At 59.0% G+C, this 22,261-nt stretch carries 22 protein-coding genes, 1 tRNA gene and 2 pseudogenes; 11 read left to right on the top strand and 14 right to left on the bottom strand.

Features of this window, described 5'->3' with window-relative positions:
• Window position 1: 1 nt before the first annotated feature.
• From MP439_06185 to MP439_06170, 4 genes are all read left to right on the top strand, one after another.
• Window positions 2–967, top strand: coding sequence for an ABC transporter ATP-binding protein (locus MP439_06185; protein ID MCI2975647.1), 966 nt, complete (start codon window positions 2–4; stop codon window positions 965–967).
• Window positions 964–1,791, top strand: coding sequence for an ABC transporter permease (locus tag MP439_06180; protein MCI2975646.1), 828 nt, complete (start codon window positions 964–966; stop codon window positions 1,789–1,791). The genes MP439_06185 and MP439_06180 overlap by 4 nt, the downstream gene beginning before the upstream one ends.
• 114 nt (window positions 1,792–1,905) lie before the next feature.
• Window positions 1,906–2,841 (top strand): ATP-binding cassette domain-containing protein, encoded by a 936-nt coding sequence (locus MP439_06175; GenBank protein ID MCI2975645.1) that lies wholly within the window; start codon window positions 1,906–1,908, stop codon window positions 2,839–2,841.
• On the top strand, window positions 2,838–3,644 hold the full coding sequence (locus MP439_06170; GenBank protein MCI2975644.1) for an ABC transporter permease: 807 nt from the start codon (window positions 2,838–2,840) through the stop codon (window positions 3,642–3,644). The genes MP439_06175 and MP439_06170 overlap by 4 nt, the downstream gene beginning before the upstream one ends.
• A gap of 99 nt (window positions 3,645–3,743) precedes the next feature.
• On the opposite strand, the gene MP439_06165 is transcribed toward MP439_06170, so the two are convergent.
• Window positions 3,744–4,577, bottom strand: coding sequence for a hypothetical protein (locus tag MP439_06165; GenBank protein ID MCI2975643.1), 834 nt, complete (start codon window positions 4,575–4,577; stop codon window positions 3,744–3,746).
• 108 nt (window positions 4,578–4,685) lie between these two features.
• Between MP439_06165 and MP439_06160 the strand changes: the two genes are divergently transcribed.
• From MP439_06160 to MP439_06150, 3 genes and pseudogenes are all read left to right on the top strand, one after another.
• The gene (locus MP439_06160; protein MCI2975642.1) at window positions 4,686–5,114 is read left to right on the top strand and encodes an NUDIX hydrolase; all 429 of its coding nucleotides are present in this window, start codon (window positions 4,686–4,688) and stop codon (window positions 5,112–5,114) included.
• A 349-nt stretch (window positions 5,115–5,463) separates the two neighbouring features.
• Entirely contained in the window at window positions 5,464–6,795 is a 1,332-nt protein-coding gene (locus tag MP439_06155; GenBank protein MCI2975641.1) for a glutamine synthetase family protein, read from the top strand.
• Window positions 6,796–7,170: 375 nt separating this feature from the next.
• A pseudogene (locus MP439_06150) lies at window positions 7,171–7,464 on the top strand (winged helix-turn-helix domain-containing protein).
• A 68-nt stretch (window positions 7,465–7,532) separates the two neighbouring features.
• On the opposite strand, the gene MP439_06145 reads toward MP439_06150, so the two are convergent.
• Complete coding sequence (locus MP439_06145) at window positions 7,533–7,895, bottom strand: iron-sulfur cluster assembly accessory protein (protein MCI2975640.1); 363 nt, start codon at window positions 7,893–7,895, stop codon at window positions 7,533–7,535.
• Between the two features lie 280 nt (window positions 7,896–8,175).
• Between MP439_06145 and MP439_06140 the strand changes: the two genes are divergently transcribed.
• Window positions 8,176–9,291 (top strand): Mrp/NBP35 family ATP-binding protein, encoded by a 1,116-nt coding sequence (locus MP439_06140; protein ID MCI2975639.1) that lies wholly within the window; start codon window positions 8,176–8,178, stop codon window positions 9,289–9,291.
• Window positions 9,292–9,552: 261 nt separating this feature from the next.
• Here MP439_06140 and MP439_06135 read toward each other — a convergent pair whose 3' ends face one another.
• The 11 genes and pseudogenes from MP439_06135 to MP439_06085 all read right to left on the bottom strand — a co-directional run bounded on the left by MP439_06135 (window position 9,553) and on the right by MP439_06085 (window position 20,816).
• Entirely contained in the window at window positions 9,553–10,728 is a 1,176-nt protein-coding gene (locus MP439_06135; protein ID MCI2975638.1) for an ABC transporter ATP-binding protein, read from the bottom strand.
• A gap of 9 nt (window positions 10,729–10,737) precedes the next feature.
• Window positions 10,738–12,516 (bottom strand): ABC transporter permease subunit, encoded by a 1,779-nt coding sequence (locus tag MP439_06130; GenBank protein ID MCI2975637.1) that lies wholly within the window; start codon window positions 12,514–12,516, stop codon window positions 10,738–10,740.
• Window positions 12,517–12,522: 6 nt separating this feature from the next.
• Window positions 12,523–13,602 carry an extracellular solute-binding protein gene (locus tag MP439_06125; GenBank protein ID MCI2975636.1) on the bottom strand — a complete coding sequence of 360 codons (1,080 nt, stop codon included), beginning with the start codon at window positions 13,600–13,602 and terminating at the stop codon, window positions 12,523–12,525.
• A gap of 171 nt (window positions 13,603–13,773) precedes the next feature.
• Window positions 13,774–15,438, bottom strand: a complete 1,665-nt coding sequence (locus MP439_06120) for a DUF2079 domain-containing protein (protein ID MCI2975635.1) — start codon at window positions 15,436–15,438, stop codon at window positions 13,774–13,776.
• A 64-nt stretch (window positions 15,439–15,502) separates the two neighbouring features.
• Window positions 15,503–16,345 carry a hypothetical protein gene (locus MP439_06115; protein ID MCI2975634.1) on the bottom strand — a complete coding sequence of 281 codons (843 nt, stop codon included), beginning with the start codon at window positions 16,343–16,345 and terminating at the stop codon, window positions 15,503–15,505.
• 13 nt (window positions 16,346–16,358) lie between these two features.
• Window positions 16,359–16,435, bottom strand: a tRNA-Pro gene (locus MP439_06110).
• Window positions 16,426–16,878, bottom strand: a complete 453-nt coding sequence (locus MP439_06105) for a response regulator (GenBank protein MCI2975633.1) — start codon at window positions 16,876–16,878, stop codon at window positions 16,426–16,428. Before MP439_06105 ends, MP439_06110 begins: the two co-directional genes overlap by 10 nt.
• Window positions 16,879–16,889: 11 nt before the next feature.
• Window positions 16,890–17,975, bottom strand: a complete 1,086-nt coding sequence (locus tag MP439_06100; GenBank protein ID MCI2975632.1) for an AAA family ATPase — start codon at window positions 17,973–17,975, stop codon at window positions 16,890–16,892.
• Complete coding sequence (locus tag MP439_06095; GenBank protein MCI2975631.1) at window positions 17,960–18,820, bottom strand: hypothetical protein; 861 nt, start codon at window positions 18,818–18,820, stop codon at window positions 17,960–17,962. Before MP439_06095 ends, MP439_06100 begins: the two co-directional genes overlap by 16 nt.
• A gap of 72 nt (window positions 18,821–18,892) precedes the next feature.
• Window positions 18,893–20,197, bottom strand: a pseudogene (locus MP439_06090) (ISL3 family transposase).
• The gene (locus MP439_06085) at window positions 20,190–20,816 is read right to left on the bottom strand and encodes a hypothetical protein (protein MCI2975630.1); all 627 of its coding nucleotides are present in this window, start codon (window positions 20,814–20,816) and stop codon (window positions 20,190–20,192) included. The pseudogene MP439_06090 and the gene MP439_06085 overlap by 8 nt, the downstream one beginning before the upstream one ends.
• An 86-nt stretch (window positions 20,817–20,902) precedes the next feature.
• Here MP439_06085 and MP439_06080 point away from each other — a divergent pair, with 86 nt between their 5' ends.
• Entirely contained in the window at window positions 20,903–21,358 is a 456-nt protein-coding gene (locus MP439_06080) for a lysozyme (protein ID MCI2975629.1), read from the top strand.
• Window positions 21,359–21,371: 13 nt separating this feature from the next.
• Here the strand turns inward: MP439_06080 and MP439_06075 are convergent, their stop codons facing one another.
• Window positions 21,372–21,758, bottom strand: a complete 387-nt coding sequence (locus tag MP439_06075; GenBank protein ID MCI2975628.1) for a helix-turn-helix domain-containing protein — start codon at window positions 21,756–21,758, stop codon at window positions 21,372–21,374.
• Window positions 21,759–21,872: 114 nt separating this feature from the next.
• Here MP439_06075 and MP439_06070 point away from each other — a divergent pair, with 114 nt between their 5' ends.
• The gene (locus tag MP439_06070; protein MCI2975627.1) at window positions 21,873–22,079 is read left to right on the top strand and encodes a helix-turn-helix domain-containing protein; all 207 of its coding nucleotides are present in this window, start codon (window positions 21,873–21,875) and stop codon (window positions 22,077–22,079) included.
• A gap of 63 nt (window positions 22,080–22,142) precedes the next feature.
• A partial coding sequence (locus tag MP439_06065; GenBank protein MCI2975626.1) for an IS5/IS1182 family transposase occupies window positions 22,143–22,261 on the top strand: 119 nt, incomplete at its 3' end.

The raw sequence follows: 22,261 nt of genomic DNA, 5'->3' as shown, positions 1-22,261 counted from the left end.
CATGGTAGCCCCAGACCCAGGCACCCAGAACCCAGCGATTGAAGTCCGTGATCTCGTCAAAACCTATTCGGGTTCGATCACGGCCGTTCGCGGAGTGAGCTTTAGTATTCCGAGAGGCAGCATCTATGGTCTGCTTGGCCCCAACGGCGCCGGTAAGACCACGACCTTTGGCATGATCACCACCAGGGTCATCCCAACATCTGGGAGGGTGCTGATCAACGGCATCGATGTGGTCGCTAAGCCAGCAGCGGCCAAGAGTTCACTCGGCGTTGTCCCGCAGTCGAACACCTTGGACCGCTCGCTCAGCGTGCGAGAAAATCTGATCTTCCACGGTCGCTACTTTGGGATGAGCTCCAAAGAGTCACGCGCTAAGGCTGATGAGCTCCTCATCCAGTTCCGGCTCGCAGAACGGAGCCAAGCCCCGGTTGGGGCCCTATCAGGTGGAATGGCCCAGCGTCTCATGGTAGCCCGTGCGGTGATGCATGGACCAACAATCTTGGTTCTCGACGAGCCCACGACCGGGCTCGATCCACAGAGCAGGCTCGCACTTTGGGAGATCCTCAGAGAGCTGAACGGATCCGGCCAGACTATCTTGCTCTCGACCCATTACATGGATGAAGCTGACGAGCTCTGCGAGAAGATCGCCATCATGGACCATGGGCAAATCCTTGCCTTTGACACGCCGGAGACACTCAAAACCACCTACGCAAAGCAGGCTCAGATCTCCCTGGATCTCCAGGGGGCAGAGCCAGGGCTGAGCGACACGCTCGCCAAAGCACTGCCCAACACGACGGTCAGTGTCACGGGGTCACAGCTCAGTATCGCTACGGACGACCCGACCGATCTCCTCGGGATGTTGGTCAAGGAACTCTTTGCGCTGGGTGTCACCTATCGCAATCTTTCAGTCAATCAGGGGTCACTCGAGAGTGTGTTCCTCTCTCTCACGGGAAGGGATTTAAGAGAATGAGCCTGGCGGTCAATAAGACTATCGAGACCCGGACCCACTACGCCCTGACCATATGGGCGTTGGTCGTGCGCGACATCCGTGTGTTGCTCTCACGATGGGTGATGTTTCTGGTCCGGGTGATCTCCCAGCCGATCCTCATCGTCTTTGTCCTTGCCTACGTATTTCCAAAGATCGGTCAAGGCATTGGTGGTAGTGCTGCGGCCGAGGCCAAGTTCTCGACGTTATTGGTCGCCGGGGTCGTCGGCATCTCCATCATCACCCAGGGCATCCAAGCTGTTGCCCTGCCGCTCGTACAGGAATTCTCCTACACCCGAGAGATCGAGGACCGGGTGCTCGCCCCCGTTCCAATCTGGGGGGTCGCGACTGCCAAGATCATCTCCGGCGCGCTCCAGGCCCTGATCGCCGCTTTGGTCGTCTTCATCGTGTCGATCTTTATTCCGGCAACAACCGTGCATCTCTCGGTCGACTGGCCCCTCGTGTTGACCATCATCCCACTTGCCGCTGTGCTCTCTGGCGCGCTCGGCCTGGCAATCGGGACCATCGTCCCACCGACCCAGGTCGCCTTCATCTTCGCGATCATCTTGCTGCCCATGACCTTCCTGGGGGCGGTCTACTACCCCTGGACCAGCCTTTCCACGATACCGTGGCTCAAGTGGGCCGTGCTCATCAACCCATTGATCTACATCAACGAGGGGCTCAGGGCAGCGCTCACGACCGGGATACCACATATGAACCTGATCGGGGTGTACGCGGGACTTGTGGGCTTCTTCGTATTCTTGCTCTTCATCGGCATTCGCGGTTTTCAGCACCGGGTCATTAGTTAGGCAACTACCACTCCGTAGCATCGTGACTCAGTCAGTTTTCAGCTAGCTACCAGCATTGTCGATAAGACTATTGAGCAGTTAGCGCAGACTAAAGATCCGAGGAGATGGCGACTGATGATAGAGGCGAGGGGCCTGACCAAGGCCTATGAGGATACGCTGGCGGTCGATCACCTCGACTTTCAAGTTGTCGAAGGAAAAGTCACCGGGTTTCTCGGCCCCAACGGCGCCGGAAAGTCCACGACCATGCGCATGATCATGGGGCTCGATCACCCGAGTGAAGGCTCTGTCTTGATCAATGGCCAGCGGTTCTCCGATCTAAAGAATCCGCTCCGGACCATCGGGGCGTTGCTTGAGGCAAAGGCCTATCATCCTGGCCGAACGGCGCGTAACCATCTCCTCGCGTTGGCCACCACCAACCACATCCCAAAACAACGCGTTGACGAGGTCCTCGACCTCGTTGGGTTGACGTCGGTAGCCAACCGCAGGGCTGGCACCTTTTCACTCGGCATGGGTCAACGTCTCGGCATCGCAGCGGCGCTCTTAGGGGACGCACCGCTCCTGCTCTTTGACGAACCAGTGAACGGACTCGATCCGGAGGGAATCCTCTGGATTCGCCATCTGCTCCGCGGGCTCGCCGCCGAGGGTCGCGGTGTCTTTGTCTCGAGTCACCTGATGAGCGAGATGGCGCTCACCGCCGACCACGTGGTCGTGATCGGTCGAGGCAAGCTTGTCGCTGACACCGATATGGCCAACTTCATCGACGCCAACTCCGGTAAGACGACGTTGGTTCGCACTCCCAAGCGACGCGAGCTCGCCGAACTGCTCAGCCAACATGGAGCAACGATGACCGATGTCGATGACGACGGACTGCAGGTCTCAGGACTTGAGACCGCCGCCATTGGCGAGATCGCGTTCTCGGCAGGTCTGGTTTTGCACGAGTTAGCCAGCGTCTCTGCCAGCCTAGAGGACGCCTTCATGAGCCTCATGCAAGATAACGTCGAGTTTCAATCGCACAGCTCAGTTGTCCACTTAGAAGGAGAGCACGCGTGAGCATCACCACAACCACCACCGAGAGGCGCCAAAGTTTTGCTGACCTCCTCGCATCAGAGTGGGTCAAGATCCGCTCAGTTCGCTCCACCGTGTTCACCCTGTTAATCACGGCCGTCTTGACGATCGGCATCTCCTCGTTAGGCGCCTTCGCCATCGCGGCAAACTGGAACCATGTCCCCGTCGCTCAGCGTCTCACGTTCGATCCGACGTCGCGAAGCCTTTCTGGCGTCCTGCTCGGCCAGCTCGCACTCGGCGTGCTCGGCATCCTGGTCTTCACCGCCGAGGTCGCCACCGGCACCATCAGCGCGACATTGACCGCAGCATCATCGCGGACAAAGGTCTTGCTCGCAAAGATCGTCATGTTTGCAATCGTCGCCATCATCGTGGCAGAGATCGTGAGCTTTGCCAGCTTCTTCGCTGGCCAGGCGCTCCTTTCAGGGACGACGCCAACGGCTTCCCTCGGAGGCACCAACGTACTCAGGGCGGTCGCCGGAACCGGTCTGTATATGGCGATCCTCGCTCTGTTCGCCCTCGGCATCGGGGTCATCGTTCGTCATACCGCCGGAGCCATCACCATCTTCGTCGGCCTCGTCCTGGTGCTTCCATTGCTGGTAACCGCGCTGCCCACCTCGTTGTCGAACGACATCAACAAGTTCTTGCCATTCACGATCGGCCAGACGATGATGAGTGTGCACCCCCAGCCAGACACCTTCAGCGCCTGGGCAGGACTGGGTCTTCTTGTGATCTATACCATCATTATCCTCGCGATCGCCAACTGGCAGCTCACGATTCGAGACGCTTAGCAACAACGCATCCATAGGGTTCGGAGGCGCTAGGCAGAGTCGAAGGCCTATGCGCCTGAGCCTCGCTTGATCACAGATAACGACTCACCGAACCTTCGGTTAGAGCGGCAAGATGCCACCCGGTGGCGGACTGCCGGGCAAGACAGAGGCCGCTAGTGGAGGACGGATTGAGAGCGCCATCCCCCAGCCCAGGAACTGAACCAACCACTGCGTCCGCAACAGCACCTTGCCCTGGGAGATGGAGCTCGCCACCTTCAGTTCTTGCACGTGTCCTGCCCCGACGTAGACGGTGTAGCGCAGTCGACGAAGCCCGTTGAAGGCCTGGGAGAGTTCGCTCGCCCCATGGACCATGATCGGCCGCAGTTGCGCCTGGCCCAATTGGCCAGAGTAGCCTACGCACGTCGTCCCCGCGATCAGCGCCGACGCACCCGAGCGCACCGCCCCGGTACGCTTGATCGCCTCAAGCACAGCGAGCACTTGACCTATCTCCTGCTGTCCGAAGCCAACGTGGTACCAGTGACCACTGATCAGGCTCCAGGAGCGATGGTCGACAACGCGAGAGGCACCATAGGCCGACTCCACCCCACCGTTGGCAGCGATAATGGCAACTTCTCCATTACCATTGATGGGATCCCACGCCCCATAGACCGTTGGTCGATGGACGATACCTGGCCCGTGTTCGTTAACCTGAATGCTAAAGCGCACCGGCGTGGTGCTAAAGACACCGACGGCGCTGGCCAAAGGCGGGGGCAGTGCAACGATCACTGGTTGTGCACTCGCTGTTGCATGAGCCGGATTCAACTTGGTGCTCGTCGCATGACTCGTACTACCACACGAGGCCAACAGGAGCCCGCCGAGCCCAAGCAGGCTCGCCGAGAGCCCCCGGGTGAGAATCCACCGCGTCGCCATCGTCGTCACCTCCTCTTTGCTCATCTCGGCCCTGTGCTTATCTCGGCCCTGTGCTCATCTCTGCCCTGTCGTAGCGACTCAAGCTACGTGTGACAAGTGCATCTAGTAGTGTAACAGGGGGAGGTAATGCCAGTGGAAGAGAGTCCGACAATCCTCGCAGCCGGTGGCGCTGTCGTGCAAGGCAACCCACACCAGGGTTATGAGGTGGTCCTCGTCCATCGACCTAAGTACGACGACTGGTCATGGCCAAAGGGTAAGTGTGACCCAAACGAGAGCCTCACCGACTGTGCGATTCGCGAAGTGCTAGAGGAGACTGGCATCTTGACCAAGGTTGGTCCCGTCTTGTGCGAACTGACCTACCCGGACCCTCTTGATCGTCCCAAGCGTGTAACCTACTTTTTTCTCTCGATCATCACCATCGACGATCACCCGGCTGACGACGAGATCGATGAACTCGCCTGGGTGAGTCTCGACGAGGTCGATCGACGTCTCACGAATCCAGCTGATGCCGAGGTAACCCAGGCGCTTCGCCTATATTTGGATCGACTGCCCAACCCTTAATGACGCTGAGCCCCGGCGGCCAAGAGGCTTGCGCAACGCTTTGACGATAACACCGATGAACGGCACCGCCGAAGGGCATTTGCCCCTCCGCGCCAAGCCGGGCACCCACCACGAACGTCCCAAGTTTTTCCATCATTACAACCGCGCTCATGAGAGGGACAATCACCCCACGGTGGCCTTGGCGGCCGATCAACAGCGTCAATGTAGCGCTCCACAACCAAGCGCTATGCACCGGCCCTGAACCTAATGGGCCATACAACAGCAAACGAGCTGCCACAATGTGAATACACCGTTAACTCTGCGTCAGCCACCGATCCAAGCGGGGACCCGAGCGCCTTAGAGTAGGGGTGTGGATCCAACCAAAATACGTGAGGACAAACGGCGCTTCGTCCTCCATGTCGTCGAAGAACGCCGCATCAAGTTCATCCAGCTCTGGTTTACCGATGTCCTCGGCATTCCGAAGTCATTTCAAATCACCCAGGCAGAGCTTTCCAACGCACTCGACGAAGGAATGATCTTTGACGGCTCGGCGATCGATGGCTTCTCACGCATCCAAGAGAGCGATGTCATTGCGCGACCTGACCCCGATAGCTTCACGGTTCTGCCCAACCAGCCACACGTTGCGCGCATGTTCTGCGACGTGGTCAACCTGGATGGGACGCCCTTTGAAGGCTGTCCACGCAATGTCTTGAAACGAGCACTCGAACGAACGCACGCCCTTGGGCTCACCTTCTTCGTCTCCCCAGAGATCGAGTACTTCTACCTCAACCCGGCCACCAATCAGCCGATCGACGAGGGATCCTATTTCGACCTATCGTTGAGCGATACCGGCTCCGAGCTCCGTAAAGAGACGGTCTTCGCCCTCGAGGAGGCCGGCATAGCCGTCAAGTACTCGCACCACGAAGACGCCCCCTCGCAACACGAGATCGACCTACGCGCCACCGACGCCTTAGCGATGGCCGACAACATCATCACCGCACGTCTCATCATCTCACGGGTGGCCGCTAATGCTGACGTGCTGGCGACTTTCATGCCAAAGCCACTCGCGGGAGTCCAGGGGTCCGGCATGCACCTGCACATGGCACTCTTTGACGACGATAACAACATCTTCGCCGACCCCGACTCCTCGGATGGGCTCAGCCCGCAGGCTCGCCACTTCATTGCCGGCCTCCTCGCCCACGCCGGTGAGATGACCGCGATCACCAACCAGTGGGTCAACTCCTACAAACGCCTGGTCCCCGGCTACGAGGCGCCCGCCCATATCGCCTGGGCTCATCACAACCGATCGGCCCTCGTGCGGGTCCCCGTTGCCCCTTCTACCCGCGAAGAGAACTACCAAATCGAGTACCGAGCACCGGATCCAGCCTGCAACCCCTACTTAGCCTTTGCGACCATCCTCGCCGCCGGGCTTGACGGCCTCGCGAACAGCACCGAACTCCCACGCGAGGCTACAGAAAATCTGTTCACACTTGCCGAGTCAAAACGTGACGCACTCGATATCATGCCACTGCCTAGCAGCCTCGAGGAGGCGCTGCTACAGATGGAGGAGTCTGAGATCGTCCGATCGGTACTGGGCGACCACGTCACCGAGTGGTTTATCCGCAACAAACACGCCGAGTGGGAGCGCTACAACACGCGAATCTCGCAATACGAGCTGAACCGCTATCTCAGGGTGCTCTAGTTGACGACCGTCGCCGTCTTCTCCCCCAAGAACCTGCATCGGGTTATGGAGTTCTACGACGACATCGGCTACGAATTCGTGACGCTGAGCTCTGAGGAGAGCGCGGTACCAGACCAGGTAACGGGGGTCATCGTCGATGCCACCACCGACTTCGACCGTGCCGTCGCATTGTGCCGCGAGCTTCGCCGCAACCGCGAAAACGCCGCAGGCGTGCTGCTGCTCGTTGAGCGACACCAGGTCAGCGAGCTCGCACTGCGTGAAGGCATGGTCGACGATTTCGCTGTGTCCCCCTTTGACCGGACCGAACTCGCCGTGAGGCTCCAACACCTCCTGGCGCGACACGGCCAGGTGAGCGATCACAGCCGCATTAGCGTCGGTCCCTTGATGCTCGACACCGACACCTACCAGGCCCAACTCGATGGCAACCCGATGGACCTGACCTACATGGAGTACGAGCTTCTTAAGTTCCTCGCCAGCCACCCGGGCAAGGTCTTCTCACGAGAGACCTTGCTCTCGAGGGTCTGGGGTTATGAATATTATGGCGGCGCACGAACCGTCGACGTTCATATTCGCCGGTTGCGAGCAAAGCTCGGCGAGTCCCACGAATCGCTCATTCAGACGGTCCGATCGGTTGGCTACAGGTTTGGACTACCGGACGGCCCTGGCAAGTAGTTCGCCTTCACAACGATGAGTCGCGGCCGAACGCTCGACCAAGACCTGCCGATATGAGAACCGGACTAAGAGAAGGACGAACCGCAACCACAGGTTCTGGTCGCGTTTGGATTGGTGATGTGAAAACCAGCTTCACTCAACGAATCGCTGTAGTCGAGCTGGGCACCCTTGATCAACTCAGCGGAGGCGGCGTCAACGACCACCCGCACGTCGCCAAACACCGTGGAGATATCGTCATCGGCTACCTCACTGTCAAAGAACATGTCATAGCTATAGCCTGAGCACCCACCGGGGGCAACGGCCACACGAAGGAAGAGACCCTCCGACCCCTCCTCTTCGGCGAGCAGAGCGCCAACCTTTGCCACTGCCCGGTCGGTGAGGGTGATCACCGAGGGCCGCTTGCCAATCTTCACTGATGTCATTGCCATGATCGCTCCTTTTGATCGTTAGTTGTTGGTCTGCAACTTCTGCGTCTTGATCTTTTCGCAGACACGGCCACGCTGGCAACCGTACTCCGGCACACTTGAGGCTACGTCTACGACTCTACCGTGTTCTTGGAATTTAGTATAGTGCGAATCCGTGACGGACCTCAGAACCGGGCCACTCCTGGTCTTTGACGATTCCCCATGCGCTCATCGCAACGAATCCAATACGACATCGTAGGCGATCGGTCCACGCGATTACCAGGCGTTTACTAGGCTGGATGGTATGCCCACCGAATCAGCGCTCGCCTCACAGGTGCGCACCATTGCCGAATCACTACCTGACCCAGAGCTTGGCCTCACGTTAGGTGAACTCAAGATGATCCGGGAGGTGACCGTCACCACCGGCCAGGTATCAGTACTCGTGGCGTTGACGACACCTGGTTGCCCGCTAAAGAACCAGATCAAAACCAGCCTGATCGACGCCATGGGCGATACCGAACTCGGTGGACGATCGGTGGCGGTCGCGTTCACTGAGCTGACCTCCTCCGAAAAGGAGGACGCCATGCAGCGTGCGCGCTCGCGAGCTCAGGACCGCGCAACCACGCCACCAGGCCTCCAAGGGACCCAGCTGCTCGCCTTCTCCTCTGGTAAAGGCGGCGTCGGCAAGTCATCGATCGCCGTAGCACTAGCGAACAACATCGCGCGACGCGGTTATCGCGTCGGCCTATTGGACGCTGACATCTGGGGGTTTTCACAGCCGCAGCTGCTCGAGGCCACCAACGAACGGCTGCAGGCAGATGGTAATCCCAATCACTTTCAAATCAAGCCATATCGAACCACCATTGGACCAGGAACGTTGGCCGTCGTCTCCATGGGGATGATGGTCGAGCAGGCGGGATCGGCGATAATGTGGCGAGGGCTGATGCTATCGCGAGCCCTACAGCACTTCATCGAGGATGTAGACTGGGACAATCCAGACTTTCTCATTATCGACCTGCCACCAGGAACCGGCGACATTCCGATGACCCTCGCTCGCCTCTTGCCGGCAACCAAGGTTGCCCTCGTTACAACGCCATCCCCACTAGCGAGTCACGTCGCCGAACGCGCCGCCTCGTTTGCGATCAAGGCAAATCTATCGTTGCTAGGCGTTATCGAGAACATGAGTTCACTGGTATGCCCCCATGGCGAGGTGCTGACCCCCTTTGGCGCTGGAGGCGGGGCACACATCGCGGCCACCTACGCGATTCCACTGCTGGCTAGCCTTCCGCTCGCGCCCTCGCTTGAGGAGCAGGGGGCGATGATCGAGCTGACATCGCGAATCCTCGAAGAGTTGGGGCGCCAAGATGACCAGTTGGCCAGCTGCACCGCTCACCTTTGGGACGCCGTCACGGCACCGTGAGTCGGTGCTGATAGGCTGCCCTCTCGCCATCATCGGAGCTTCTGTTTGACCCAGATCGACGAGCATGATGGCCCAACCGTTGACCGCCTTGGCCACTTCCCGAGCGTTGCGATTACTTCAACCGATGTGTCAGCAACCGGGTCTCTGCGACCACTGTGAATCATTTACGCAGCCGAGTATAGGCAAAGGGCCACAACCAGGCAGGCCAAGTTCACGCTCCGCTGGTTCAGGTGCATCGACGATCTGCGCACAAGCGCTGGTTCAGCTCAATGCACCAACCTGGGATGTAACGCCTGCCAACGCATCGCTTGGAGCCGCATCCTCCTCTGGAAAGGCGAAACATCCGGCCTCGTTCAGCGTGAGGTAAACCCGGGCACCTCGGTCAAACCGCTCTGGAGCAAACACTCCCACCAACCGATGCCCACCCTCGACCTCGACGACATGGTCATAGCCACGGCCACGAAAAGCAACGTCGCACACCGTCCCCGGAAACTCGTTGGGACCCAATGCTTCGTTCCGGTCAATGAGGCCCTGCACGGTGGCCGCCGCCGTGCGAATCAGGATCCGCACGTGTCTCGGGCTTCGACCGACATCGCAACCGCTCGCTCGAACCGTCAAATGGATCCCATTGACTCGCACAAGGAACGTATTCGGATTGATCTCTGACACAACCTCGCCCACCAATTCTCCAGCCAAGCCAGTGAATCGAGCGACAAACGGTGTCTCAGGAGCGGAATAGAGCGCCTCCGGGGTAGAGTACTGGACCAGTTTCCCAGCCTGCAGCACACCGACCTTGTCAGCGAGCGCGAATGCCTCCGACTGGTCATGCGTGATGTAGATGGCAGTAGAACCACACTCACGTGTGAGACTGGCGATCTCGACACGAAGGCGCTCTCGTAAGTCCGCGTCGAGGTTCGATAACGGCTCATCGAAAAGCAACAGTCCGGGCTTGGCGACGAGCGCGCGAGCTAGGGCAACCCGCTGCTGCTCACCACCGGAGAGATCATTGGGATACTGCTGAGCACGCTGCGCAAGCCCTACCCGCTCAAGCATCTCCATGGACGCATTGCGACGTTCCTGCGCGCTCATCTTCAAGCGCCGCAATGCAAAGGCAACGTTATCGACTGCCTTCATGTGCGGCCATAAGGCATAATCTTGGAACACCATGGCAAGCTCACGGCCCTCTGGCGGGAGGTGGCGCTTGCCGTCGGCAACGGTCCTGCCGTCAAAGGCAATCTCGCCGGCATCAAGAGACTCGATGCCGGCGATCAACCGTATCAGCGTCGACTTACCACTACCGGATGGGCCAAGTAGGACGACAAACTCACCAGAGCGTGTCTGAAATCGCACACGGTCGAGCGCTAACCGCTCGGCACTGTAGCGTTTACTAACACCATCAACCCTCAAGCTCGGTGCACTAACCGTTCCAAGTCCCATCGACACTCCTTAAAGAACGTTCGCCCCAAGTCGCCGCCAACCCTTGGGTGCCAGGAAGCGAAAGAGGAGCGAGATCACAACGATCATCCCGAGGTCGATCAACAGAGCGACAATCGACAACGCGGTACCTTGGGCAAGATTTGACTTCCCGAGGACTTGAACAATAGCCACAGCAATCGGTTGGGTGCCCGGGGGCGCCAAAAGCTCGGACGCTGGCAGCTCTAAAAACGTCGCCGCGAACGTCAAAAGCCACGCCCACAACAGGCTTGGCCCAATCAACGGGATGGCGCAACGCCACCAGGACTCGGCCAGCCCGGAACCGTGGACCCGGCCGGCGTCTAGCAGGGAACCACGCACCTGAGACATCGGGCCAGCTAATACCCGCGTGGTAGAGGGCAACGCACCGGCTAGGTAGGCCATGGCGAGAACGATCACAGTCCCATAGATGTTGATCCCTAAACTGGATAGTACCGGCAGGTTGTAGGCAAAGATATATCCGGCGGCCAACACCAGGCCAGGCAGCGCAATCGCCGCCAGCACCGTCACGTCGAGCAGCTTATCGATCAGGCTGGTTCCTTGCCTCGACAGTCGTCGTGCAATCACGGCTCCAAGCAATAACGCGAGAAAGCCATTGAGTACGGCCAACTTGAACGAGAAGGCGATCGAAGTGCCCAAACCAGAAACCCCAAAGAGGCCACGATAGGCACTGAACGTCAGGTTGTGGATCGAGAGCGAAGCCAGGGGCTTGAGCATCGACGAAACGAGAGCTCCAAGGATCGGAACACCAATCGCGGCAAAGAATACGACGCCGAGCACCGCCAGGGCCATGAGCTGGCCACGACGAGACAGGTGTACCTTGCCAGCCAATCTGGTTCGACCCCCAAGTACCGCATAGGACCGGCTGCGGAGAAAGCGCTTCTGCAGCCAGAGCGCGACCGCTACCGCGACAACGAGCATCAACCCGATGACCGCCGCGACCCCAAAGTTGGCCGGATACGACGACAGCGCAACGTACAAGTTATAGGTTGCGATTGGGAAGTGCGCATTGGGCGCGATCACAGCAGCAGTCCCGAAGTCAGCGATCGACTCAGCGAAGACAACGATGAGCCCAGCGAAGATGGATGGGAGGATCATCGGAACAACGACCCGGAGCGTTGCAACACGCCCACCACCATGGACCCTGGCCGCATCTTCGTAGCTCGATCCCAACGCCGCGATCGACCCAGCCACCGCAAAATAGGCAAAGGGCAAGCCTTTGATTGCCAAGACGATCACGTAACCGACTGGGCCAAAAAAGATCTTGGTGTAGACGGGGCTATAGATTCCAAGGGTAGAGAGGACACCACCCTGGCCCAGGACAACCTGCCAGCCGACGGCGATGATGTAACTCGGCACCAGTAGTACCGCCCAAAGCGCAATCGACCAAATCCGACGACCGAGGACATTGGTCCGTTGCAACAGCCACGCCAGCACGATCGCGACGGCGACCGCGAACACTGCAGCCAGGATGCCGACCACCAGCGAGTCGGCCATGCCTTGTAGCGTCACGCCGGTAAGCGCTTCGCGGAAGGCCGCGAGCGTCAACCAGGAGCTCCCCTGATCGAACAGGCGTGGTGATATCGCAAGGATGAGAAAGCACGCGGTAGGCACCAACAAGACAATGACGAGCACGACCCAGAAGATCGGCCAGCCCAAGGCATTGGCGATGCGCGCCAGCCAGCGCGTCATCACAAACCCACTCTGAGGGCGCTCCTGTGGCTCAACCGGTCGCTCTTGGGTAGCTACCATGGGTGCCTACTGAACGATGTTGTTGGTGAACCAGGCGTTGATGGTGGACTCCCGCGGCCCCCACACCAGCGGGTTGGGATAGTCGGTCGGGATAGCTTTGAGGTTTGGAACCTCAGAATGCGCCTTCGTTCCCTCGATGATCGGGAAGAAGAGCGAATCACCTTGAGGATCACCGCTCAACATCAGGGCCTGACCCTTCGGGCTATAGACGAAATCAGCGAACTTTTTTGCCTCAGCGATCTCTGTCTTCGAGGCTTTCCCGTCGATGCCAATGACGCTAGGCAACAAGGCAGATTTGTCAGGGTACGCAACCTTTAACCCTGGTGTGTTCATCGCGAACCCGATACCCGCCGAGTTTTGAACCAGCGCCACCTTGATCTGACCCTTCAAGAGCGCGCTGAGCGTCACCTTGTTGGTCGAGTAGATGTGGAGCCCGTTAGCCGCAAGCTTCTTAAAGTAGGCCTCACCGGCCGCCACACCACCTTGTTGCTGCATGATTGAAGCAACTGCAGTATAGGTGGGTCCCGAGATTGCTGGGTTGTTCATGCCAAGAGCACCCTTCCATTGTGACGTCAGCAGGCTGTTCCACGACGTCGGCGGGCTGGTGAGCACTTTGGAGTTATAGACAAAGGCGCCGGCGATCGTCAGTCCAGTCGGGATGTAGCTGCCATCAGCAGGCACCAGAGTCTTACCGAGAGTCGTTAACGTGCCTGTCGTCGGCTCGAAGTTGCGCAACAAGTAGTGTTGCTGATCGAGCGCTGCATAGGCATCTGAACCGTCCGACCAGAAGACTCCCCATTGGGGATTCTCGGCTTCAGCCGATATCTTTGCCAACAGCGTGCCGGTGGAGTGATTCACCATTTCCGTGGGGATCCCTGTCGCCTGCTGAAAACCTTTAGCTACCGCGGGCGCATAACCCTCCGCCCCATAGACCACCAGCGGCACCACGGGGCTCTTGGTCTTAGATGCGGTCGTCGTTGACGAGGAGGCTGACGATGTAGAACCGCAAGCTGCCAAAATACTTGCCGTCCCAGCCAGGGCCAGTATCGTCTTGAGCGCTCGGTGGGTACGAGATGTTTTGATCATGGATCTAACGATATCTATCGAAAGAAAATTTGCACCTGCCAGATGGTAAACAAAAAAACAACCCAATGTGAACATTCGTCACCGGGTGACGACCTCGCTCACATAAACAATGTGCAAGCGTTGGTCCATCCGTGACAATGTCGACACGGCGGAGCCCTAAGCGATCTCGATCTAGGACAGAATCCTTCCATCCTCATCGCTGCAGCGCTCATCACCAAAGCTTGGGGCCCGGCTCACCAACAACCCATGATGAGTCGAGAAGCTGAGAAACGTCCCGACTTGCTGATCAACGAGTTCGAAGATCTGCACCTGGGGCCCATCCACACGACGGTGGGCATCTCGATCGTGATCGAGATCGGCGATAATCGGGGCGCCCTTAACGGTCGGTGAGACCTGAAACCCATTGTCCGCAGCCACGACGACAAAGATGGTCGAGCTACAGGCTTGAAAGTGTTGTTCCGCATCGAAGATCCCAAAGACCTCGAGACGCGCACTGAACCTCCCCACAACCCCCTCCGAGGCTATGACCTCGTCGGAGGCGGGAATCGCGATCGAAGCGAATTCGCTAGCAGCGACTGGGGGAACTCTAAGCCATAGGGGTGGGATCTTGGCGTCGATGCCAAGTCCGGCCACCGCAATGATAAGCGAGACAAGGGCTATGGCCGTAGCGAGCGGCCAGCGCTTCGATGTCACTCGCTTGGCAAACCGACCACGCGGGCCACACAGAAGCCACGTCCAGACACACGCCGTGCCAACAAGCAGGAGGGCGACCTCCGGGAGGTTCTGGAAGCCACCCGATTGCAGAGACAGGAATGCCCCAGAGTGCTGTAGGCCGTTCGCAAGGATCGCCACCAGGGTCGCCACTCCCGCGGGAGGGAACAGCACGCCCAAGATCCCACCATAGCCGAGGATCTCCTCAATAGCCAGGCGCCGGCTTGTGAGCACGCCCAAAGCATGCCCAGGGTGCAGCACAACTCCTTGAGCGATGGCCAGCGCTGCCGGGTTCGGCTGATGCGTCGTCGCCAGGTAGCCATAGCTCAGCGCAAACGTTGTCGACTGATGAGCACCAAACGCCAGATCGACAACCAGCCAGAGAACCCCGACTACGGCAACGGCCAGTCCCGTGCGTCGATACTTACCGATGAGCACAAACCCGAGCCCGACGCCGATGACCAGCAAGATCTCACTGGAGCCACAGAGTAACGTCAGCCCGATCATTACCCAGGCCACTCGATGGTGACGCCCGCAGAAACCGAGCACCGCCAGCAGTAACGTAACGGTCGCAATCGACTGGAAGTGGAAATCAAAGGAGGCGGCCTCATAGAGCCATGGGTTCGCCATGGTGATGAAAGCAAGCGAAGCCAGCAGCGTGTACTGGAGCGACCGGGAAAGACGCTGAGCAGAGACGACCTGGATCCCAGCGAGAAGAACCGTCAACGTCGTCGCTGCCAACGCCAGCGATTGGACCACGAGCAAGGTCAATCCAGAGCGCGTAACAAGACGTACCAGTGCCAGTGGCCAGGCCATCAACGAAAACTGATCACGCCAGAATTGATCCTGATAGATGGTGTCAAACGGGTTGAGGTGTCCATGGGCGATCTCAAAGGTCGCCTGATTGACGATTCCATAGTCTTCGGAGAGATCGAAATGATGGAACTTGTTGAGCGCGTACACCAGCAGAACAACAAGTTGGGCGAACGCACCCAATCCAGCGAGCACCCAGAGCCTACGCGTCGGCGTGTCATCTGGCCAGGCTGGCCATAGCGAACCCAGAATGTCAGCAAACGTCGTTGCGTCGCCGGTGTCCTCGGCGTGGGACCAGGTGGCGATCGACACGATGGCTAGCCTACTAACAAGTGTGGGGAAACACCATCGCTCTCATCGCTGAATCGTAGTGATATCAAGCAAGTGGTGGGGCCTGAGCATCACTCGGGCGAGTCGGGAGTGCCTCACCGGGAGCGAGAATCGTTTCAGACGCCTGATCAAACTCGGGACTACCAGGCAGCGCGACCGCAACGCTGCCATCGCTCCTTCGATAGAACCGCGGTTGGATCGCTTCGATCATCGACAAGGATCGCGCTGCATCCATCAAGGCGTCGACATCGTGAAACAACGCGAGGAATTCAAGGTTCTTCACTGTAGGAAGCACCAGCTCAAAGACTCCCTCACGATAGTGGGCTAATGCGTCTTGCGGAGTAATCCAGACCTCTCCAACGATCTCCGAACGATCCGGGGTTGCAAGCTGGTCAGATGGTACCCGAGCAAGGAAAAACCGGGTGTCAAAGCGACGAGGAGCCCCTTGTGGGGTGATCCAGTGAGCGACGTAGGCGAGTGCACCTGCATCAAGGAAGAGGTCGAGATCTTCGACAATCGCTCGAAACGAGCGCTCACCGGAGATCAGGGCCGTTCGCCGTCGATGTAGTTGGCCTTCGAGTTCTCGTTGATCCAGCGCTGCCGAGGATCCCCGCAGGAGAATCCCCGCCTCCTCGTAAGCCTCGCGAAGCGCGGCCACGGCAAAACGCAGCGCGTTGGGCACACCGAGGAGTTCGTCAAAGGCACCCGGTTCGACCCCGACACAACGGTCCAAAATCCACGGGTCAGCATCACCAGCATCGACCGACCCGCCCGGAAACACGTGTGCACCCCCAGCGAAGGCGAGATCCTTGTTGCGCCTGAGCAGCAACACCTCAAAGCCGTTGGGGGCATCGCGAACCAGCATGATGGTAGCTGCATCACGCAGCATCGGCGTGCTCATTTGGTCGGGAAGGCGGGATTTGAACCCGCGACCTCAGCGTCCCGAACGCTGCGCGCTGCCAAGCTGCGCTACTTCCCGTTGGCTATCAGTGTAGATGCTTCTTCGACCGCGCGACTACTGTCAAGCGGTTGATATGAGTTGTCGAGGAAGAGGTTGCCCTCAAGCACCGTCTCCACCGCGTCACGAAGCATGAGCGAGTTCAACGGCTTTACGAGGTAGCCATCAGCTCCAGAACGCTTGGCGGTAAACACATCGGCACGACGGTCGAGGAGCAAGATAATCCGGGTGGGCTCGAGCCTGTTAGCATCGGCCTCAAGGCGGAGGTCGATGCATACGGCGATGCCCCCCATCGAGCCGATCTGCGAATCCAAGACGACAACATCTGGTTGCACCTCTTTACAGGCAGCTCTCGCCGCCCTACCTTCGGTGATCGAATAGAGGGTGTGCTCATCCGCATCGAGGGTCGATGCGATCTCCTCCTCAAGCTCAGGAGAGTCGGTGACAAGAAGAATGGTTGCCATAGGTGACTATCCTACTCCTTGGGCTGGAACGGTACCAACGCGCAGCGCTCCATAGCGATCGCCACTTCGCCTAGCGCGGCGAGGTTTGAGACATCGGTCGCGAGATCCTCTAAAAGGTACCAGCCGTCGAGTCCGAGACCTTGGCCCCACTCGTCAATCACCAGCTGCTCGCGCTCTCGCATCTGTATCAGGCGCTCAAGGTCACGTTTCGCGTCGTTTGGTGCCCCAAGATCCCGTGGGTACGCCTTATACGTCGGCGTCACACGGTTGATCAGCACGCTATCGACTCGATGCCCAATGCCTTGCAACAACTCGACCATCCGGCTCCCTGCCGCCAACGCATCTGGCGCTGGTGATGACACCAAAAGATAACTGGTGGTCTCGGAGGCCAGCAGCTCACTCGTCATTAGGGCGCGCTCACGAAACCCATCTTCAATGCCGGAAAAGGCCTGGAAGAAGGCCATCGTGTCGTTGACCATATCGGCACCGACGACATTGGCAATCTGCTTGACCAAACTCCGGGTTGCCATCGCGATCGGACGCAGGTAGAGCGGTGGGGGTTTGAGCATGAACCTGAACACACGATTGTCTAAAAATCCCGCCAACCGACTCGGTGCATGGAGAAAGTCGATCGCCGCCTGTGCTGGTGGCGTGTCGACGACGATGGTATCAAAGCGCTGACTCTCACGCAGCTCCCAGAGTCGCTCGAAGGCCATGTATTCCTGGGTTCCTGACAGCCTCGTCACCAGATTGCGATACACCGGGTTGTCAACGATCTCTTGCTCCTGCGTCGGCGTCGAGGCATATCGCTTGATCATCGCGTCAAAGGTCTGCTTTGGGTCGAGCATCGCGACCCAATAGTTGGGTAGTTCGGAGCTGGCCAACACCGGCTCGTTGTCCACCCGGTCAAGACCCAGCGCCGAGGCCAGTCGACGGGCAGGATCGATCGTGAGTACGCAAACCTTACGCCCTGCCTTGGCGAGCATCATCCCCACGGCAGCAGCGCTGGTGGTCTTGCCGACACCTCCCGGGCCAATGCAAACCAACGTCTCTTTGGTGCCGATGGCATCGAAAAGCTCCACTACGACAGTCCCCACTCATCCGCCTGATCGTAGAGGAATTGAGCCGCACGACTCGGTTGGGATGCGTCCTCGACGTACGGGAACTCAAACGTCGGGATCCCCAAAAGCTCTTGAATGCTTCGAGCCTGCTTGTTGGCAAACCCCGATCGCGAGGCAAGGTACTGGTTGGCCTGTTGCTCAGCCGTTCCGTCTACAAGATCCGTACGCAGTTGGACTGTAGCCGGCATCCGGTTCACGATACACGAGAGGACATTCGTTGCCAGCGAAGTCGTAAGGTGTGCATACACCTCGGTCGTCTCTTGCACCGGTGTCTCCTCCGGCACGGTGACCAGAACCACACCAGTGAGCTCCTGGTCACGCAGAAGCTCAAGGACATCGGCGCTCTGCTGGGCGATCGGCCCATCGGATGCGATGGCACTGAGCCCATCTGGTGATGAGAGGAGCGACAGGAGATGCCCTGAGGCGGGTGCATCGACCAGCACGAGATCGTAGATGCCCGAGTTCACCAGCTGTTTGATCTTGGCCAACACGAGCAGGTCGCGAATGCCGGGTATCGCGGTGGACACCGCATCGATCACCCCTGACTTCAACAGGCGCTGGGCAAGTGGTCCAAAGCCGTGGGTCTCAAGATATTCGAGCATGACCGCATCCGGCAACAGGATCACCTGTTCGATGCCGCTCGAGGCACCACCGAACTCGTCGAAGAGGACGAGCAACGGCTTGAGACTGGCGGCCTCCGCAATCATCGCAATCAAACGAGCGATGCTCGACTTGCCCACGCCTCCCTTGCCGCTTACCAACACGAGACGGGGATCACCGACGAGCTCTGAGAGTATGATCCGAGCCTTTGATGTCTCCACCCCTCTCACCCTAGGCGCGATAGCAGGGAAAAATGGCTATGTGCAAAATGAGGTAGGAAGAGATGCTGTCCGTCAGTCCAGTTGGCCGGACTCGGACATGGCCACCAAGGTTGGAATGTGCGGCCCGTAATCGACGGGCTTGCGGCCCTCGGTGGTTGCAACTCGCGGTTGTCCGGCGTCGATCAGCCGGATCACGCTCCCCACCTTGCGAGCCTCCTTGGCGTACAGCGCCTTGGCCCGAAGGATCTCGAAGCTATACCCGCGTCCGTTGCGGTTGGCGATCTTGATCAGCCCGTTCAGGCTCTCGGTGTAGGCGTTTGTGATCTGTGCCGGAGAGTCCCAGTAGGCGAAGATGTCGGCGTAGTGGTCTCACACCGTCCTCGCCAAGGAGCGAAACTCGTTCAGCTCCTTGTCCGGGATGGAGTTCTCCCATGCCTCGAAGGCACGCATTGCGGAAGCCTTGTCGGGATCGTCGTAGATGCGGTAGAAGGTCTCCTTGAAGTCGTAGGCCAGCGCGAGGGCTGGATAGTTCGCGCGCACAGCATCGAGCGCGCGAAGCTCCGTCGGGCTGAGTGACTTCGGGCGCTTGAGCGTCAGCCAGCGCAGCGACTTCTTGACCTTGATCCGGTCATCCTTATCCAGCTTGGACTGGATACGCTTGCGCTCAGCTTCGAGCGCGTCAGAGGCCATGCGCACGACATGGAACTTGTCGATCACCAGCCGTGCGTTCGGTAAGTAGGCTTCAAACGAGTTCTTGTAGGGCCGCCACATGTCCATGCAGACCCACTCGACGCGCTCTCTGTTGGGGAGCTTCGCGAAGTAGGGTTTGAGGTGTTGCTGGGTCCGCGCCTCCAGCATGTCGAAGATGCTGTTGGTCGCGAGGTTCGTGATGACACATCGGTAGTCACCCCCGATCATCACCTCATCGATCCCCATGATGATCGGCGTCTCGTAGCGCACGGTGCGCTCAAGGTCCTCGATTAGGTCATGCGCGATGTTCTTGATGGTGTTGACGGCCAGGCCCGTCTGTTGTGACATGGCGTGGAATGTTGTGCTCAGGCACCGCTCGCGGATGGCGTCCACGAGCCTGCGCGTTGCCCGGCGTCGCTCATCCAGGAATGGCAACTCGGGCGTGTCCATCGTGCCGCAGGCTCCGCAGCGAAAACGCGGCCTGCTGATCTCCAGGCGCACGGGCTGCATTTGCAGCGGCGTGTCGGCCACATCGGTCACACGCTTGCCGTGCCGGTACATGGGTTGCCCGCACGACGGGCATATCGGCAGCCCCTCAAGGCTGTACTGCGCGACGATGACGATCGAGCCGTTCTCGCTGCGCAGATCCACCGGCTCGATGCCGGGCAGATTGAGTAGGTCAAGCACCCGCGTCCCCCATGTCGAGCGTGCGCCGATCCCTGTCCAGTTCGTAGATCAGGTCGATGAACGCCGTCATGACTTGCTTGTCGGCTTTTAGGAGAACGGTCGCCAGCTTTTGGTGGGACGTGAGCGCCCTGACCACCGCGTTCTGCACGGCGCCTGGCAGATTGCCCTTCATGGCCTGGTCGCGCGCGTTGTTCTCGATCTGAGCCATCACCACGTCGCTCTCCTGCGTGATCGAGGCAACCTGGTTGGCGAACGCCAACTGGTCGCGTACGGGTGCGGCGTCGCCGAAGAGGTGGTTGAGCTTTTCGATGATCTCCTTGAGGTACTTCGCGTCGTCCGCGGTGCCATCGGTGCCGCCTGGCCCAATGGGCTTGAGGACGGGCTGCTCGGGGTCTGGCTTCGGGACCAGCGGCGTCGCCTTGATGTCGAAGCCCATCAGGACCAGCGCCTTCAGATCGATGTTCTCGACCGCCTCGCCATCGAGGCGCTTGCCGAGCAACTTGGCGAAGGCCGCGTAGTTTTCGAGTTCAGGGTCGCCGAAGTCGATGAGTTGCGCCATATAGGCGTAGGTGCGGCAAAACCGCCCCAGCTCGCTCTTGAACGCGACCAGGCCCGCCACCTGCTGCGCAACCTCATGGCGTTGGTAGTCCGCCTCCTTCTCCCCAGGTTGAGGTTCCGTGGGCGCGTGTTTGATCGGGTGCGGCCGTGATCGAGGTGCCAAAAGCAGCCATTGAGCTGGCCAAGCGCTTCGAGGGATTCGAGCGCAAGGTGAAGCGCGGAGTCGAGATCACCGCCGTTCCCTATATCTGCCCAGCAGGGTTCTGGACGATTGGGTACGGCCATCTTTGCGACCCGAAGCACCCACCGATCACGGAGGCGGAAGCGGAGGTCTATCTGACGCGCGATCTGCAGACTGCTCTGGCGACGACGCTGCGCTACTGCCCTGCTCTGGCCACGGAGCAGGAGGGTCGGCTCGCGGCCATCGTTGACTTCACGTTCAACCTTGGCGCAGGGCGGCTGCAGACGTCGACACTGCTGCGGCGGATCAATCAGCGGGACTGGATTACCGCCGAGACAGAGCTGCGCCGCTGGATCTATGGAGGCGGAAAAATCTTGCCTAGACTGGTGACGCGGCGTGAGGCGGAGATTGCCTTACTTTGATCAGTGACACACCTCACTTCGCAGGCTTCTTGATGTCTTCGGCAAGCTTCAATAGTTGCTTCATTTCAACCTCGGTGAACGAGGCATCTTTGAGATAACGAAGAAATGCCATTGCCTCTGGCTGTTCATGCAAGAAATCAACAACTTCCGGGTCGGTCGATGAGGAGAGGCGAAACAGAACATCCGGGTCGGCTGCGAGCTCCTTGGCGAGCGCCTTAACAACCTCCGGTCTGGGGGGGCGCTCCTTGCCTCGCTCTATCCTGCTCAGATAAGCAGGCGAAATGCCGATCTTGCTTGCTGTTTCTCGCAAGCCAAGATCTTGTGCGACCCTTAGGTCACGGACGGTTTCGCCAAAGCTATTCATAGGCCGAATTTTAGCCCAATGTTTGGTGTTGTGCAACACAGAACAAGATTAGTAGAATATGTCATGCGAGAGTACCATCTGTCTTTTCTTGTCAATCCTTGGGTGTTGCGCATCAACAGGCGACTCCAAGTGTCGTCTTAGGGGAGACCAGTGCAAGGCGAAGAAGTGCTAGCGATCAAGGACGTGGCGGCCCTGTTGAAGGTTGGTGAAAAGACCATCTACTCCATGGCGCATGGCGGAGAGCTCCCCGCATTCAAGGTTAGGGGCCAATGGCGGTTCTCTCGAAAGGACCTCGATGCCTGGATGGAGCAACAGAAGCATTCAACCCAGGATTTTGGGGAAGGACAGAAGAAATGACTAACAGGCTGCTGAAAAAGTCCGTGGTATAATTGCCGCAACAGGGCACGGAGGGAATCGATCATGCGTGGAGCCAAGGTAGAGATGGGTGCGATGTTCAGTTATCTGTCCCTGGAGGAGCGGGTACCTGCAGATCATCCTCTGCGTGCTATCCGGGTGATTGTGGATCGATCCTTGGCAGA

Origin of the sequence: Ferrimicrobium sp. (assembly GCA_022690815.1) — a bacterium.
In the GTDB taxonomy this organism is placed as follows: Bacteria; Actinomycetota; Acidimicrobiia; order Acidimicrobiales; family Acidimicrobiaceae; genus Ferrimicrobium.
The sequence above is the reverse complement of the archived record's forward strand: the minus strand, read 5'-3'. Positions and strand labels throughout refer to the sequence as shown.